We start from the raw sequence: 14,792 nt of genomic DNA on the forward strand, positions 1-14,792 counted from the left end.
TACCTCCAAGCCCGGTCCTTCGGGGCCGGGTTAAGTTGCGGGGGATACCCGCGCTGCTCTGCCAGCAGCAGAACAGCGGCCGGAGCGGGCTCGATGATCACTACAGTCCGGTCTCAGGACGACGATTACGACGCGCATGGTCGAATACGCGGCCGACGGTTTGACGATGACCGGGCACCTCGCGCTCCCGGCCGGTGTCGCCCGCGGGCCCGCGGTCCTGGTCGGGCCCGAGGGGACAGGGCTCAGCGACGTCGAGCGCCGCCGGGCCGATGCGCTTGCCGAGCTGGGATACGTGGCGCTGGCCTTCGACCTCCACGGCGGGCGCTATCTAAGCGACCCCCAGGAGATGCTGGCCCGTTGCCTGCCGATGCTCGCCGACCCCGACCGGATGCGGGGCATCGGCCACGCGGCGCTCGACGTGCTCCGCGCCGAACCGCGGACCGACCCGGACCGGATCGCCGCCGTCGGCTACGGCACCGGCGGCGCGATCGCGCTGGAACTCGGGCGCGACGGCGTCAACCTGCGCGCGATCGGTACGGTCAACGCACTGACCACGGGCCGGCCGGGCGAGGCAGCGCGCATTCGGTGCCCGGTGTGGGCCGGAGTCGGATCGGAAGACCCGATCATGCCGCCCGCCCAACGGGACGCCTTCACCGCCGAGATGCAGGCCGCGCGCGTCGACTGGCGCCTCGTGGTCTACGGCGGCGCCTTGCACGCCTTCCACCATCCGACGGTCGACCACACTGTGCGCCCGGGGGTCGGCTACCACCCGCGGCATGCGCAGCGAGCCTGGCGGGACGTCGTCGACCTGCTCGCCGAGTGTCTGCCCGTGGCGGAGGACCTGGGGGCATGACCCGGGCAAACATGCCGCCAGCAGGCTTGGTCGCCGTCATGGCTGGGACGCCGCAAGCCGGAACCCTCGATGCGGGGTTCCGGGACGGGGTCTACCGGCCACGCCCGCCCCGCACAGTGCCCGGCTGAGGTGCCCTCGCCAGATCTGCCCTCAACAACTGGAACAGTGCCGCCCTTTCCTGCCTGACCTGCAGCGCCCCGCCCTCCCATGACTCCCACCCCGGCACCACGGCGTGGTCCCGCGCCCGGGAATGCATGCCCGAGCTCAGCTGCAGCAAGCCCCGCATCGCCTTGCGGGACTGCACCGCAACAGGCGGCGGCGCCATCAGGAGGACCCGCTCTGCGGCGTCCTGCGCATCCGCCAGCGGCGCGTTGACCCGTTCCACCACCATCCCCTGCATCCGTTCGGCCAGCCCGGCCTCCCCGACGTTCTCGATGGTCACATCGCACTCCTCCCCCCAGTCCTCCTGCAGGTCCTCCATCGCGCACAGCGCTGCGTCCCACGCCCGCAGAAACTCCAGGTATGCCTGCACGCGCTGGCCGCGCATCCACTGGCCGTGTTCGACCTGGGCCTGGTCACTGACCTGCCGCCGGCCCACGACCAGCCCCAGCAGCACACCGCCGATGCCAAGCAGTCCGGCCGCGATGGCGGCGGCGACCATTCCCCACGATTCACTCATGCCGTCAGCCTGCCGTGCCCGGCCCGCCGGTGGAGTGCGTGTACGCGTGCAGGGCCACCGCGGGCCCCCTCTCCCCTGGCACCGCGTGCGGTTCGGACGGGCCGGTCGCGCTCAGGGGCGCGGTGATGGCGCTGGCGAGCGTGGTGGCGGTGTGCGCGTCGACGGCGTGGACGGTGAGGTGCGCCAGGCCGGGCGCGGTCAGACCCCCCTTGGGACCCCGCATCAAGGACGGGCTCTTCAGGTGCCGTTGTTCACGAGCTTGGCCAGACGGTCGGTGTCCTGCAGGTCGGTGAGGACGGTCTCGGCTCCGGCGGCTCGCAGCGCCTCCTCGTCGCTGCGGCCCGATGCCACGGCGATCACGCGTACGGAGCGCGGCAACAGCGGCATGATATGCGCCCGGACGGCATCGGCCGATGCACCACGACGAATCATCCGACCAGCATCGAATTTCGACCTACCTCATATCCGCACAGGGCGCTCGGCCCCTGGCCGGGGCCGGCGACGCGGCCTGTCCGATGCCGTCGCCTGATCACTGTCAGGCGGCTCGGCTGACGTCCAGCCGTTCGGACTCGGGCTCGTATCCAGCCGCCCTGTAGGCGGCGACGGCGGCAGCGTTCGAGGTCGGGGCGCAGACGAGCGCGCTTGATGCACCCAGTTCACGCAGCGCCGCCGCAGCGGCGACGCTGATCGCCGTCCCGTAGCCGCGACCGCGCTGGTCGGCGTGCACGCCCACCGGCTCCAGCAGGCCGGGCTTGCCGGGCCCGGCCGACCAGACCGTGGCTGCGGCCACCGCATTGTCCTGCTCGTCGTAGCCGATCAGGCAGCGGGCGTCGGCATAGACCGGCCCGGCCGCGAGGACGTGCCAGACCTCCTCGGTGAACGCCGGGCTGCCGAACGCCGAGCGGTGCACAGCGGTCCGCACCCCCGCCGTATCCGGACCGGCTACCTCGATCCGCAGGCCGGAGTCCTTCACCGGCTCGGAGAGGTCATGGCACAGCGGCGTCCACGGCTCGTCCAGATGCCAGCCCGCCTCCAAGAGGACCTCGCGGAGCAGGGCGCCGTCGGGGATCTCGAGGCCAACCTTCCCGGGCGGCAGGACCCCGCGCTCCGGATCATTGAGGTCCGCCAGCAGCCTTCGCGCCAGATCACGGTCCTGCCGGAGGTCCGGCGCGGTCGTCAGACGCAGCACATCAGGGTCGTCCAGGTATCCGACGGCGATGATCCGTCCGGCCACGCTCCAGGTGCGGACGGCCGCGGCCAGCCTCTCCGCGCCCAGCGCCCAGGCCCAGCCGAGGTCTCCCGGATGGAGTTGCAGCGGCGTGCGGTCGTCCTGCCATACGCGGAGGGCGTCCACGGCCCCGGTCAGCCCGTCGACACCGGGCTCGTTCAGAACGATCGTCATGCCCCGCATCTCACACCATCGCGGCGAGCGGCTGCACCTGGTTTTACTCGGCCAGTCAGATCGCCAGGAAACGTTCTGGTTGACGCCCCCGGGGCTGCAGGCCGTAACCGCAGAAGGCCCGTTGGCGTGACGGCTCCACTGGGGACGTCCGCGTATTGCCGGGCGAGCGGCGGTGGCACGTTCGCCTCATGTGGAAGATCCACGCCGGTCAAGCGGAGGTAGTGACGTGATGATTACGGGGGTGGTGGCAGGCGTGGTTCGAGTGCCGAAGTTGCCTTTACCAACGCCTCGTTGGCCTCGGAGGCATTGGACACGGTGCACGCTGAGTACGGGACTTGGCGCACAGCGGCTTGCCGCTGACAGCGTTGATCCTCGCGGTATGTCTGGACTGAGCCGTGCAGGCCGGACGGTGAGGGCCGGATGCTCCAGCCTGCTTGGTCCATACGGCGTCTAGGGGACCCGATGAACACTGGCTTCGCCGACCTGCCCAATTCCCAGTTCGCGCATCTGGCGTTCGGCGGTATGTCGTTCTGGGGCGGCGGCTACGGTGACCCGGCCCAGGAACTCGTATGGTGCACACCGGTGCACGGGCCGGGAAGCACGCGAACGCAACACGGAGGCGAGTTTCTCGGGCCCCGATAGGCGTCGCTGAATCGCGCATCCCGCCCGCATCCTCCAGTGGGTGCACTGCCGGGTCAGTCCGAGCGGAGCGTGCTACTGGGGAGGGAGCGGTTGCTGGGCCCGGTCGGCGAAGAGGTACTGGTGCATCTGGTGCAGGTAGTCGTAGAGGGCGTTCTCGCCGGCGAATTCGATGTCGGTGAGCCGTTCGTAGTCGCCGACGGACAGTTCCCGTGTACGCAATATGCGCTCGAGTCCGTGACGGACACCGTCGGTGAAGGCGCTGCGGAACGCGTGCAATGTCGGACGCAGATACCCCCGGACATCCTGCGCCTGCTCCATGTTCAGATAGGTCCGGATGAAGCGCTCAAGCTCTTCGGTCATGACTGCTCCTGACGGTACGACGGAGACGGCGGGCCGTCAGGGGGACGGTGGCGAGGGGCGCCTGCAGTTGGTTGTGGTCGTGCTGAGGGCGCCTTGTATGGTCTCAGGCGGGGGGATGGATGAACCGCTATTGGGATCGGGACTGGGACGGTGACAGCGGTTATCAGGAGGCCGTCGAGCGCGAGGAGCGCCTGACGAGGTTTGCCTGGAGTGTGATCGGGTCGGTCGCAGCAGTCTTCGTGATGGCAGCCGCAGTCGTGGTGCTGCTCGTGATGGTGCTGCTCATCGCCTTCGTCGTCTGAGTTCTGCGCGAGTGCCGCCGGCGGCCCCCCTGTGATCGCTTCGGCATGCGGCCTGTCGGGGTGTCATCGCATCTCGTTCAACGCGGCACCCGCCGTCTGTATGAACGTGCTCACGATTCGTCAGTGTCGGTGAGGGCGATGAAGGCGTCCTTGAGCGCGCGGATAGTGGCGTACACGGCCTCTTGTGCGTCGTGGCCGCATCGAGCGACTTCTCGTGGTGCCCTCAACCTCGAGTACACCTCTGGCTATGGTCACGGCGTAGGCGGCAGTCTGCGCAGTGCGCAGACTGGCTCGTCGTTGAGGACGCTCATGCTCGGCGCGTAAGCCGAATGAAGATGGCTCAGCGCCGTCAGGGCACGCGCCGCGAATGGCCCACGCAGATTTGCGGGACTGGAGCTGCGATCCGCAAGTACGCGGCGTCAGCCCCGGGGGAGCGGGTCGTACAACTGCGCGGGTGTGCCCGACGGGAGTCCCCTGACGTTGAGGCTGGGGGCGCGGGTGTGACCGGCGCTGCGGCGTCAGGGTCTGCCGCCCGTTGATCCCCGGGCGGGCTCCGCCAGCACTGCGCAGACCTCGCCGTGGAGGCTGCCCTGGCCTGCGGCCTGTGCATGTCAGGGGCGCCATTCTTCCTGCCACAGTCCGTGCAGTTCGTAGGGCGCCGCGAGTATCTGCAGGTCCTGCAGGGCGTTGATCTCGTTGCGGGGCCAGTGGGGAGCAGTGTGGTCGGCCTGGCGGATGGTGGTCTCAGCGATCCGGGCGGTGTTCCGGCGCTCGGCGATCTGCTGGCGGATGCGGCGCGGACGGCGGCAGTGGCACAGGGCGGGAGCGCGCGTACCGGGTGGATCGTCGGCCGGGCAGCCGGGTTCGTGGCAGAGATCTGCGGCGGCTGTTTCCTCGTCGAGGCGGGCGTGCACGAAGGCGGCCAGGGCGGTGAGTCGCACGGTACGCGGAGTGCCGTCGGGCGGGGGTGTGCCGGGCGGTGCGGGCCGGCACGCCTCCTGGTTTCGGCGTGCGGAGAGCCGCTGCCGGGCGGCGCGGGCCCGCACCGCCTGCAGCCGCACCCTCACGGACGCGGACTGCACTTGCAGGGCCCTGTCCAGCGCCGCCCGGGTCCTGCGGCGCAGCCGGTCGTAGCGCTCGAAGGAGTCGGCGATTCCCCCGGTGTCGGGCGAGTTGAGCATGATGCCCCCTCATCAGTTGCCGAACGACAGTCCCTTGAGCGCGGGTTTAGGTGGTCGGCCTGTCCCGGCCCGGATCCCGGGCGGCGGCGGGCGTCTGGGGGAGGTCTCGTGTGGCGATGACCTCCTGGGCGATGGCGGCGAGGCGTACACGGTGGTGGCGTGCGCGGCGGCGCAGGGTCTCGAAGGCCTCGGCGGGGGTGATGCCGCGGTGGGCGGCGAGGAAGCCTTTGGCCTGTTCGATGACGATGCGGGTGTGCAGGGCCGTGCGCAGCTGTTCGTTGAGGGCGTCGGCCTGCTGCAGAACGCGGGCGTGCAGCAGGCCGATGGCGGCCGCGTCGGCGAATGCCCGTGCCAGCGCGAGGTCGGCGTCCGGCATCGGGCTGTGGCTGGTGCGCAGGAGCAGCAGGCTGCCGAGGGTCTCCTGGCGCAGCCGCAGGGGCACGGCGCCGGCGTAGGTGTAGCCGGCGGCGCGGGCCCGGAAGGTGAAGTCGCGCCATATGGCGGGGGCACTGCCGAGGTACCCGGGGGCGATGATGGAAGCGGTACGGCAGGCGTCGACGCCGGGGCCTTCGCGCACGGCCGTGTCGATGAGGGCGGCCCGGGCGTGATCGGTGTTCCCGGGGTCCCGGACCGGCGCTGCCGGGTCGTAGAGGTGGGAGTCCGGGGAGGCGGGCGTGTCCGGGGTGGCCAGCAGGGCGGCGACGTCGGTGATGTCGAGGGTCTCGCGGCAGCGGAGGCTCAGCTGCTGCACGTAGTCGATGACGTCGAAGTCATCGGCCAGGGTGTCGGCCAGCTCCACGAAGGTGCGGGCGATGTTCTCTTCCCGGTGCATCCATCCTCCGGTAAGCCGAAGCGGGCCGAGTGCCGTGCAAGCGCTCCGACATCTGATGCGCGGCCACGTCCTGTGTCTGCAAGGCTACTCGTGTGCAGGCCGAGGGGGGACCGTGTGCGCTCGTCCTGCCTCGGATGGCGACGGATCGGCGAGACGCGGCCGCCGGCCTTCGCGCGCACGTGGGGCTGTTGCCCCGGTGCGGCCGGCAGGGCTCGTCACCGCGTGGGCGACCCAGTTGGTGGAGGGCGGCGTCGCGTACCGAAAGGACCTTGATCTGTTGGACATGGCGCAGAAGGTGCCTGCCTGGCGGGTCGGCAGGTCGCGGTCGATGTGTCCTGCATCGAGGTCAGGAGCGCCGAGGGGTGGAACGCGCTGCTGCGGCACCTGAGTCGGTCAGTGAATCTGCCCTGGTGTGCCGGCCCGGTGAGTACCACGACGGCCCGACGTCTGGAGGCACCGGGACACCAGGCATGTTTCGAATCTTTCCGACGCTGGGGGAGGCCAGGGACTGCAACCGGAGGGAGTGACCGTGTGCGCGGCTGGCACGGGTGAGTGCGCCTGTCTGCCGCGGGAGAGCCGCACCAAAGCCGGGTCACCCGGGGCCGCTGGGCCATCGCAGCCCCGGCGCCACGCGCCGCTGAGCAACCTCAGCGCGACCCGCACGGCCTGTCTGCACCCGCACGGGATTACGCGCGGGCGGTTGGGCTGAACGCTCTTCGAGACCGTTGTGCTTCAGTTCCGGCCCAGGGTTCGGATATGTCACCGAAACCGCCCGCCGGGTGCCGGCGGGCCTGAATGCCCTCTGCCGCTCGGGGCACTCGTGAGGCACTGTGGGTTGAGACTGCCCGCCCAACACTGCGGAGTCATGATGCGCCCTACCGTTCCTCAGGGTCAGAAAGCCCGGTGCCAGGAGCTGCGTCTCGGGGCCCGGCGGACGTCCGAACTGGCCCTTCGCATGCAGGAGGAGGCCATGGAGATGCGGGTTCGCGCTCGGGAGATGCGCCACGCAGCGGCGGTCCGCCTCGAGGCCAGGGCCATGGCCACGCCCGTGCCACCCAAGAGGCCCGTCACAGAGCACGGTTCTGCTTCCCGCGCCGCCACGACCGTGGCAACCAGGGCGGCAATCTGAAAACGTGCGGGGTCGTGCTGAACCGGCCGCGACCGGCGGGCTGTCCGCGGCCGTGCCGTGAGGAAGCGCCCCCGGCAGGCAGGGGAATGTGCCGGGTATGCGGACGGGGTCCGGTCGCGCGGTGGGAGGCTGTGGGTGGCCGGCCGCCGCCGCGTTGGTGCGGCGGCAGCCGGGGGCGCGAGGGATCGAGGCTCCCCCTCGATGGGTCCGCGCGCGAGGTGGCCTCCGGGCGGCAGGGCTGCGGAATGGCCCGGCTGGTTGTCACGTCCGGGAGGGCGGGACTGGGGGCCGTGGTGTCGGTGATGCGGCTCCAGCCGGTCTCGCGCCCAGGCGGTCGGAGACGGCGAAGGTTTCCCGAGGCAGTGCGGTGATGGCGGCCCGGTGCCGGTCGATGTGGTCGGCCATGGGGGCGAAGGCGAGCGTGTCATCGATCGAGCCCCCGTCGGCGACGGTGTAGGCGGCCCGCTGGGAACAGGGGGCGGTCAAGGGGGTGGGGCCTTCCGCCGGGGCGGCTGGTGTCGCGGGCGGTCGGGTGGCGGGCGCGGCGGTGGAGGCGAGGGTGGCGAGGGCTATCGCCGGGTTGTCAGATCCGCGGCAGATGCATTGCGCCTGTGCTTCCATGACGGAGCCGGGAGCCCGGGTCGCGCCCCGGGGCGCGAAGTTGGAGCCGACCTGCCCGCAAACCCCGGTGTGCGGCACGGCCTCGGAAGGGCCGCGACGGCGGCTTGTCCCGGCGACCCGCTGGGCAGCGCCGAGACATCCCGGGCGCACGGCACACTGAGCGCATGAGCAGATACGCAGAGGTCATCGTCCTTGCCCGCGACGCGGAGGAGGTAATGGAGCCGCTGACCCGCCCGGACCCCGAGCGTGAGTGGTATCAGTGCTTCACCCCCGTCGACGACTCCGTCTTCGCGGGCACTGGCCCCGGATCGCAGATGTGTTACACCTGGGTCATCCAGTTCGTCCGGCACAACTGGCACATGCTCCTGGACCACTTGCAGGGCCTGCCATGGCCCGACCCGTACTCCGTTCAGGTCCTCGTTCGCGACGAGGAGGACGACTGCTTCGGCCTCTGGATGCTCCACGACGGCAAGCTCACCGAGGCCCCCCTCCCGCACACGTCCCGACGCCTCGCCCCCGGCATCAGCGTCACCGGAACACTGAGCAGAACCGACCGCAACTGACCCCGATCGACTGGGACTGACTCCAACCGACCGGGCTTGGACCGGCCACGCCCGCCACCGCGTCAACCTGTCGGTTCGACACGTCCACGGCGAACGGCGTTGCAGCCGAGAACGGTGTATGGATCAGGCCTCCGAAGAATGTCGCTCAAGTGCAACACGGGGTGTGGTCAGTCATGTATCGACGGAACATGATCTGCCCCTGGGCAGGTCCGCCGGGGCGCCGGCAGTACCGGGCAGCAGTGGTGCTCCTGGTGATCGTCACAGCCGTCGCGGCGCTGCTCGGCGCCGGAGCCGGCATGGCACCGGCGGCCGGCCCCGGTGACCCGCCCACCCTGCCCCTGTACACCAAGTGGGGTGCTCCGCTCACGGAGACGACCATCGGCGGCCACGACTTCGTCATCGACGCGAACGGTGTCCCGCACCGCCTCGGGACCGAGGGGGACAACAGCTACGCGGTCGACGCCCGCCCCTTCATCATCGAGCAGCTGGAGAAGACAGGGCTGGCCTTCGACTCCAAGACCAAGACCGGATTCACGTACGTCGTCCAGCACGACTTCGAGGAGTACGTCCGCAAGGGGACGATCGCCCCGGGCGTGATCTCCGGCACGACCGCCGATCTGCTCAAGCTCGCGTGGAGCAACGGACAGCTCCTGAGCGTCGACATCGTGGATGTGACGGGCACATCCGAGTCCGAGACCACCCCTGACGACCTGAAGCACTTCACCAGTACCGTGAACAACAAGCTGGGCAGGAACCCCGAGGTCCGCCGCCTCGTCAAGCAGGCCGACAACGTGGTCTTCGTGGCGGACAACAGGGCGCAGGCCGAGGTGGTCGCGAAACTGTACGAGGGAGATCCCCACGTCCGCATCATCCACCCGGACTCCGGCTACGACACCGGGGAGTTCGAGGCAGGCAACGCCGCGCTGAAGCAAGCGGCAGGACACCTGTTCACCGCCCGCCCCTCGGATTGCCCCCCGACGCAGGCGCACAGCGTGCAGCGCCCCGACAGCGGTACGGGCCTGCAGCACGCCGCCTTCACCGTGCGCCGCACCCCGGGCTGCGGCGAGCCGAGCCCGCAGAAGGCCGGCGGCCTGGCGCAGGGACTGGCAGCCGGCGCCCGGGACGCGGGCGGGATCGACTTCACCCGCCTCGAACTGCGCTATCTCGCCGATCCGGGCCCGGGCCACAGCCTGCGCTACTCCTTCCGGGCGCCCCTCACGCCGTCGGCCACGGAGTCCGGCAGGGGCGGTGCGCTGACCGGCCTCGCGGACGCACGCAGGGCTTCCGACTCCTTCTTCACCTGGCTGCAGCTGCAACCCTCGACTTTCTGGGTCAACCTCAACCCCGACGAGCCCGACCGCATCATCGACTCCCGCCTCGGCCGCACCGACACGGGACGGGTGCTGCTGGATGCGGACCTGATGCTCAAGAAGACGACGGGCAAGCTGATCCACCCGGACACGAAGCGGGGTGCGAAGTACTGGCGGTCGCTGTCGGGTGAGTGCACCTCGTTCCGCACCTGGATCGTGCCGTCGCCCGCGACGGTGCACACCAGGGGCGACGAACTGCACATCCTCAAAGCGCCGTTGAACGTGCAGATGGAGACGCAGTACCGCAAGCAGCGCGGCGACTCCGGCGCGGCCTCGTGCCCGCAGCAGTCCGCGCGGGTCCAGGAGCACAACGAGTCCGTGTTCCGGCGGATGATCCTGCCCGGTGTGGTCGAGGCAGTGAACACCGGCCCCGACTACGCCGACCTGCGGCGTGTGTACCTCAGCAGGGTTGCCGCCGAGTGGTACCGGGAGCTGAGCCTGCGCAAGAGCACGACGTACGCAGAGATGATCGACAAGGGTGACATCGACGCGTACGCCACGCGCGGGAAGTGGAAGCCGAGGGACACCTTCGACGCGTATGTGCGCTCCTACACCCAGCACGAGTTCGAGGTAACCCACCGCACCCGCAAGGGCGATCGCGTCTACACCAGGACCTACATCTACGGCGGCGTCGACTTCACCGACGTACGGTTCACTTCTGCGAGCGGCGACCAGATGAAATCCGCCTGGCCCGCCCTGGCCCGCAACGTCGGCCGGTCGCTCGACGAGCCGACCAAAGACCGGGCGAAGGGGCAGATGTGGTTCGGCGGAGGCGTCCCCGCGGAGGACAGCGGCAAGGAGCAGAAGGGCCGGGAGCGGGGTGGCGACACCTCGGAGGCTCTGGGGCGTCCCGCGGGCGAAGAGGGCGGCGGGGGCGTGACGGCCGTGGTGCAGCGGTGGCTCCTGCCGGTGGGGGCCGCGCTGTTCGGGGTGGTGGTGCTGAGGTTCCTGATCCGTCGGCGCCGTGCGAGACGACGCGCAGGCGGGTGAGGCACGCGCGTCACGGCCAGCGGTTCGGTTCCCTCGAACCGGTTGTCTTTGCCTCTTGATACCTCCCTGCGCCCGGCCCTTGACAGGCTGGGCCCTCCGGCGATCCACACGACAAACAAAGGGCGCGCATGACAGTGGTCCAGGGCATCTTTGCGGCGATTGCCGCAGCCGTAGTGGGCGTGCCCTTCGCGGCCGTAATGGCTATCTGGGGAGACGGGGGTGTGGAAACAGCGGAGAAACGGTCACAGTCCGCCTCTGCCGTGCGGCCCGGCGCGGGCGCCACGGCCGTCACGCTGAACAAGGACACGAAGGACACGGGCGACAAGCCCGGCGACTGGGACGACATGTCGCCCCTGTACCGCTGCAACTTGCTCATCGTCCTGGGGGCCATCGTCCTGATGGAACTGGCCATGGCGGACGTGATCTCCGACAACGGCTGCGTGTGGGCGATCGCCGGCCTCGCCGCGCTGATGGCCTCGACGGTGCCGTTCGTGCGGTACGACAACGGGGTACGCGGTCTGCCGCTGGCCGTACACGTGTCGGGCGCGCTGGCGACGGCAGCGGGGTGTCTGAGCGTCGGTGCTTTCGTCACCGAGCCGCAGGCCCTCGCACCGGCGTTGATGCTGCTTGCCGTCGCCGTCGTGGGGGCGGCGACCACAGCCGTCCTGGCCCTGGTCCGCGCCCGGGTGACACTCACCGTCTTGCCCATCGCTGTCGGCGTACTGGTGGCCGTGTTCGGCGCGGTCGCATCATCCCAGTACGACACACCCGGCTACGCCATGCGCTACGGAGACCCTGTGCGCCTGGAGTTGCCCGGCAGTTGTGTGGAGGACAGGGGGATGGGGTGCGTGATCACGTGGGACCAGCCGGACCGCGGGCCGTCTTCCGTCTTCTCGTACGGCCAGCAAGTCGTCGTCCACTTCAGCGAGGAGGGCCAGCAGCGTTACGGGCGCTACTACTCGCTCGGCGGTTTCTACAAGCCCGGAGATGACGACGACCCGACGGGGATCTTCCTGGACGCCCGGGCCGTCGAAGGCGACGCGTACGTGACCCTGGGCTTCAAGGCCGACTCCTGGACGCCCCTGGGCCGGTACCGCCTGCCCGGGCTGGTGTGGGCGTGTCTGCCCCTCTTCCTGCTCCCGCTGGGAGTGCACCTGTTCCTCGTCAGGGACAGGGCGACCCACCCACTGCGGCGGCGCTCGATGCGCCGGGCCGGGGTGACGGAACCTGGCTGCTAGCGGAGAGGACGTCGGCTCGGCGGTGGGCGAGGCAGGGGAGGGCCGGGGTGTGGTGCTTTCCCCAAGCGATCTTCCTGTCGTAGTGAGTGCGGGAGGCCGGGTCGGACAGTGCGGCGAATGCGGAGAGGAACAAGGCCCTCCTGAGCTGCTTTTCTCCGCGTCTGGAGGGCTGTTCGCTGCAGATGGAGGATCCGGAGGTCCGGGGCGTGGGCGGCAGCCTCATGCTGCTCGGTACACCGTGCCCAGGAGGTCGGTGACGAAGCTGTCGAGGTCGTCGAGTCCGGCGGCCGCACGGGTGGCAGGGCTCTCGGCCACCAGGTGGGGGAGGGCGGCGTGCAGGGCCATCGTGACGGTGGCGGCGCGCCGCGGGGTCACGGGTAGGCCCGCGCTGCGCTGGGCGTGTTCGAAGTAGGCGAAGTCGGCAGCCGCGAAGGCGTCGAGCGGGGCTGCCAGCCACGGAGTCCGCGTTGCCTCGCGCTGCAGCTCCAAAAGAGCGAGCACCCGCACCCGGCCGGGTCCCCGGGCGTGCTCCAGGAGCGTGCGCAGCAGAACGGTGAGGCCCGGCAGGTCGGCGGGCGTGGTTCTGGGGATGGCCTCGTGCAGCTCGATGATGCGCTCCGTGCCGGCCCGCAACAGGGCATCCCTGGTGGGGAAGTAGTTCTTGGTGGTGCCCAGCGGTACATCGGCCGCGGCGTCGACGGCCCGGTGCGTCAGCCCTCGGCTGCCGGACTGCGCCAGTACTTCGATAGCTGCATCGCGCAGGCGATTGCGTCTTTCCTGATTCACGTATCCAAAAGTACCCCATCCGTGGTACCACAGGTGGGGTGCTTTCGGATCGGGTGTCGAACGGGGAGTGACTCTGATGGCTGTCGGTTATCTGGTGACCGTTGTACTGGCCGCGCTGATCGCGGTGTTCTGCCTTACCCGCATCCGCGGGCCGAAGCCGCTGTTCTACTTCAGTTACCGGCTCGGTCTGGTCTTCAACGAGATGCCGTTGCTTGTCATCTACGCGCTGGTGGCATCTACGGCGCTGGCCTTCGCGCAGGGAGACATCGCTACGGTCGCCGACCGGCTGGCCGTCGCTCTGGCCGGGGTATCGGCTGCCGGGCTCGCGGTGGTCGCCCGGCGGGGGATGCGGGCACCGTCCGTGGTCAGGCTTGCCCTGGAGGAGGCGCTCGGCGCCGGCACGGGTACACGTCGCCGGCCGCCGCTGGCGCGCATTGTGCTCAGACCCTTCTTCCGTCGCCGCGGCGATGTCAGGCGGGTGGCCAACCTCAGCTACGGGGAAGCAGGCCGTCGCAACCTCCTCGACGTCTACCATCACCGCTCGCGCCCCGAGGGCGGCCCGATACTGATCCACTTCCATGGCGGACACTACGACCAAGGCCGCAAGAACACCCAGTCGCTGCCCCTGCTCTACCGGCTCGCGAGCAAAGGCTGGATCTGCATCAGCGCCAACTACCGCCTGAGGCCCGCCTTTTCCCACCCCGACCATCTCATCGACGCGAAGAAAGTCATCGCCTGGGCCCGCGAACATGCCCACGAGTACGGCGCGGACCCCGCTGCGGGGGTGTTCGTATCGGGAAGTTCCGCGGGCGCCCACATGGCAGCCCTCGCCGCCCTCACGCCCAACGAACCTGCCTACCAGCCCGGCTTCGAGAAGGCGGACACCTCGGTGACCGCCGCCATCGCGCTCAACGGCTTTCTCGGGGCGTACTTCGACGGGGATCCCGTGACCTCGCCGGTGAACCTCGTCACGGCAGATGCACCACCCTTCCTCATCGCGCACGGAGACCTGGACGAACTGGTGGACACCGACAACCCCCGGGCCCTGGTCACCGCGCTGCGCTCCGTCTCCACCTCCCCGGTCGTCTACGCCGAACTCCCCGGCGGACACCACGCCTTCGACCTCTTCCACTCCTTCCGCTTCGAGGCGATCATCGACGGCGTAGAGGATTTCGCCGCGTGGGTCAGATTGCGGAAGCAGACGGTCTAGGCGCGTTCATGGCCGCAGTCGCAGGCGGATCGCTGCGATAGTGGCAGTACCGCGTCGCTGACCAGCCCCTCTACACCGTCGTGAACTACCGTCTCGGCCTGTCGCGGTTTCGGCGGCCAGAACGCAGCACTGCTCCACGAACGGCGCCGCCACCGGCAACCGGCGACACGGAGTTGGCTGCTGCGCCGCCCGCGTGGAGGAGGTTGCGACTGGCAAGACTCCGGGCGGCAGGCGTCTGGGACCGCGCCTCAGCAGCGCCCCTTGGCGGCGGAATGCGATCTCCGGGCGTGCGGAGGAAGAGACCTGGCTGGGTGTGGGCCATGCAAGGTTCTCCGGTCCGTCCTCGTTCGTGGGGGAACTTGGTGACGGCTCTGCGCGGTGAGGGAACTGGTGTGCCGGGGTCGACTGCGGGGCCTGTCGCCGTGGGGTCGAGTGCTGCTCGTCGAGGGGCGCTGGAGTACGAACTTGACGAGGCGTCAGGGCAACGGCATTGGTTCTGACGCTTGAGGGCTCACGATGTGACGCAACCGCCAGGCTCCTGACGGGCGCCAGGGGCGGCGCCGATAGACCCCTCGGAGACCGTCCGGCCCGTCATCTGCGGCTTCGGCGCCGGGGAACCTGAGCCCCCAGGGTC

General features: G+C 69.9%; 14 protein-coding genes and 1 pseudogene. 6 read left to right on the top strand and 9 right to left on the bottom strand.

Features of this window, described 5'->3' with window-relative positions:
- The first annotated feature begins 166 nt into the window (after nucleotides 1-166).
- Nucleotides 167-853 (top strand): dienelactone hydrolase family protein, encoded by a 687-nt coding sequence (locus tag ACWFR3_RS06370; protein ID WP_453733403.1) that lies wholly within the window; start codon nucleotides 167-169, stop codon nucleotides 851-853.
- Nucleotides 854-944: 91 nt separating this feature from the next.
- On the opposite strand, the gene ACWFR3_RS06375 is transcribed toward ACWFR3_RS06370, so the two are convergent.
- The 5 genes from ACWFR3_RS06375 to ACWFR3_RS06395 all read right to left on the bottom strand — a co-directional run bounded on the left by ACWFR3_RS06375 (nucleotide 945) and on the right by ACWFR3_RS06395 (nucleotide 3,936).
- On the bottom strand, nucleotides 945-1,532 hold the full coding sequence (locus tag ACWFR3_RS06375) for a hypothetical protein (protein ID WP_453733404.1): 588 nt from the start codon (nucleotides 1,530-1,532) through the stop codon (nucleotides 945-947).
- Nucleotides 1,533-1,536: 4 nt separating this feature from the next.
- On the bottom strand, nucleotides 1,537-1,755 hold the full coding sequence (locus ACWFR3_RS06380) for a DUF6207 family protein (protein WP_453733405.1): 219 nt from the start codon (nucleotides 1,753-1,755) through the stop codon (nucleotides 1,537-1,539).
- Between the two features lie 14 nt (nucleotides 1,756-1,769).
- Nucleotides 1,770-1,910 carry a hypothetical protein gene (locus ACWFR3_RS06385; RefSeq protein ID WP_453733406.1) on the bottom strand — a complete coding sequence of 47 codons (141 nt, stop codon included), beginning with the start codon at nucleotides 1,908-1,910 and terminating at the stop codon, nucleotides 1,770-1,772.
- Nucleotides 1,911-2,067: 157 nt separating this feature from the next.
- Entirely contained in the window at nucleotides 2,068-2,934 is an 867-nt protein-coding gene (locus ACWFR3_RS06390) for a GNAT family N-acetyltransferase (RefSeq protein ID WP_453733407.1), read from the bottom strand.
- 714 nt (nucleotides 2,935-3,648) lie between these two features.
- Nucleotides 3,649-3,936 carry a hypothetical protein gene (locus tag ACWFR3_RS06395; protein WP_453733408.1) on the bottom strand — a complete coding sequence of 96 codons (288 nt, stop codon included), beginning with the start codon at nucleotides 3,934-3,936 and terminating at the stop codon, nucleotides 3,649-3,651.
- 119 nt (nucleotides 3,937-4,055) lie between these two features.
- Between ACWFR3_RS06395 and ACWFR3_RS06400 the strand changes: the two genes are divergently transcribed.
- Nucleotides 4,056-4,238: a hypothetical protein gene (locus tag ACWFR3_RS06400; RefSeq protein WP_453733409.1), complete on the top strand. Its 183-nt coding sequence runs from the start codon at nucleotides 4,056-4,058 to the stop codon at nucleotides 4,236-4,238.
- Nucleotides 4,239-4,849: 611 nt separating this feature from the next.
- Here ACWFR3_RS06400 and ACWFR3_RS06405 read toward each other — a convergent pair.
- Together ACWFR3_RS06405 and ACWFR3_RS06410 are read right to left on the bottom strand one after the other, a co-directional pair.
- Nucleotides 4,850-5,419 (bottom strand): DUF6221 family protein, encoded by a 570-nt coding sequence (locus ACWFR3_RS06405; RefSeq protein ID WP_453733410.1) that lies wholly within the window; start codon nucleotides 5,417-5,419, stop codon nucleotides 4,850-4,852.
- Between the two features lie 46 nt (nucleotides 5,420-5,465).
- Nucleotides 5,466-6,251 (bottom strand): ANTAR domain-containing protein, encoded by a 786-nt coding sequence (locus ACWFR3_RS06410; RefSeq protein ID WP_453733411.1) that lies wholly within the window; start codon nucleotides 6,249-6,251, stop codon nucleotides 5,466-5,468.
- Between the two features lie 1,914 nt (nucleotides 6,252-8,165).
- Here ACWFR3_RS06410 and ACWFR3_RS06415 point away from each other — a divergent pair.
- The 3 genes from ACWFR3_RS06415 (at nucleotide 8,166) to ACWFR3_RS06425 (ending at nucleotide 12,162) form a co-directional block, all read left to right on the top strand.
- Nucleotides 8,166-8,564, top strand: a complete 399-nt coding sequence (locus ACWFR3_RS06415; RefSeq protein WP_453733412.1) for a hypothetical protein — start codon at nucleotides 8,166-8,168, stop codon at nucleotides 8,562-8,564.
- A gap of 173 nt (nucleotides 8,565-8,737) precedes the next feature.
- On the top strand, nucleotides 8,738-10,924 hold the full coding sequence (locus ACWFR3_RS06420; RefSeq protein WP_453733413.1) for a hypothetical protein: 2,187 nt from the start codon (nucleotides 8,738-8,740) through the stop codon (nucleotides 10,922-10,924).
- A 221-nt stretch (nucleotides 10,925-11,145) separates the two neighbouring features.
- A complete protein-coding gene (locus tag ACWFR3_RS06425) occupies nucleotides 11,146-12,162 on the top strand; it encodes a hypothetical protein (protein ID WP_453733414.1) in 1,017 nt (338 codons plus the stop codon).
- Here ACWFR3_RS06425 and ACWFR3_RS06430 read toward each other — a convergent pair.
- Together ACWFR3_RS06430 and ACWFR3_RS06435 are read right to left on the bottom strand one after the other, a co-directional pair.
- A pseudogene (locus ACWFR3_RS06430) lies at nucleotides 12,089-12,379 on the bottom strand (transposase); the annotation flags it as partial. The gene ACWFR3_RS06425 and the pseudogene ACWFR3_RS06430 sit on opposite strands and share 74 nt — an antisense overlap.
- A gap of 2 nt (nucleotides 12,380-12,381) precedes the next feature.
- Complete coding sequence (locus ACWFR3_RS06435) at nucleotides 12,382-12,948, bottom strand: TetR/AcrR family transcriptional regulator (RefSeq protein WP_453733415.1); 567 nt, start codon at nucleotides 12,946-12,948, stop codon at nucleotides 12,382-12,384.
- A gap of 76 nt (nucleotides 12,949-13,024) precedes the next feature.
- On the opposite strand from ACWFR3_RS06435, the gene ACWFR3_RS06440 reads away from it, so the two are divergent.
- Entirely contained in the window at nucleotides 13,025-14,158 is a 1,134-nt protein-coding gene (locus ACWFR3_RS06440) for an alpha/beta hydrolase (protein WP_453733416.1), read from the top strand.
- The last annotated feature ends 634 nt before the right edge of the window (nucleotides 14,159-14,792 follow it).

It is taken from the genome of Streptomyces sp. NPDC055189 (genome assembly GCF_053606765.1).

Coding starts and splice junctions, on each gene's coding strand:
- ACWFR3_RS06370 (WP_453733403.1), top strand. CDS start 167: ATGACCGGGCACCTCGCGCTCCCGGCCGGTGTCGCCCGCGGGCCCGCG.
- ACWFR3_RS06375 (WP_453733404.1), bottom strand. CDS start 1,532: ATGAGTGAATCGTGGGGAATGGTCGCCGCCGCCATCGCGGCCGGACTG.
- ACWFR3_RS06380 (WP_453733405.1), bottom strand. CDS start 1,755: ATGCGGGGTCCCAAGGGGGGTCTGACCGCGCCCGGCCTGGCGCACCTC.
- ACWFR3_RS06390 (WP_453733407.1), bottom strand. CDS start 2,934: ATGACGATCGTTCTGAACGAGCCCGGTGTCGACGGGCTGACCGGGGCC.
- ACWFR3_RS06395 (WP_453733408.1), bottom strand. CDS start 3,936: ATGACCGAAGAGCTTGAGCGCTTCATCCGGACCTATCTGAACATGGAG.
- ACWFR3_RS06400 (WP_453733409.1), top strand. CDS start 4,056: ATGAACCGCTATTGGGATCGGGACTGGGACGGTGACAGCGGTTATCAG.
- ACWFR3_RS06405 (WP_453733410.1), bottom strand. CDS start 5,419: ATGCTCAACTCGCCCGACACCGGGGGAATCGCCGACTCCTTCGAGCGC.
- ACWFR3_RS06410 (WP_453733411.1), bottom strand. CDS start 6,251: ATGCACCGGGAAGAGAACATCGCCCGCACCTTCGTGGAGCTGGCCGAC.
- ACWFR3_RS06415 (WP_453733412.1), top strand. CDS start 8,166: ATGAGCAGATACGCAGAGGTCATCGTCCTTGCCCGCGACGCGGAGGAG.
- ACWFR3_RS06420 (WP_453733413.1), top strand. CDS start 8,738: ATGTATCGACGGAACATGATCTGCCCCTGGGCAGGTCCGCCGGGGCGC.
- ACWFR3_RS06440 (WP_453733416.1), top strand. CDS start 13,025: ATGGCTGTCGGTTATCTGGTGACCGTTGTACTGGCCGCGCTGATCGCG.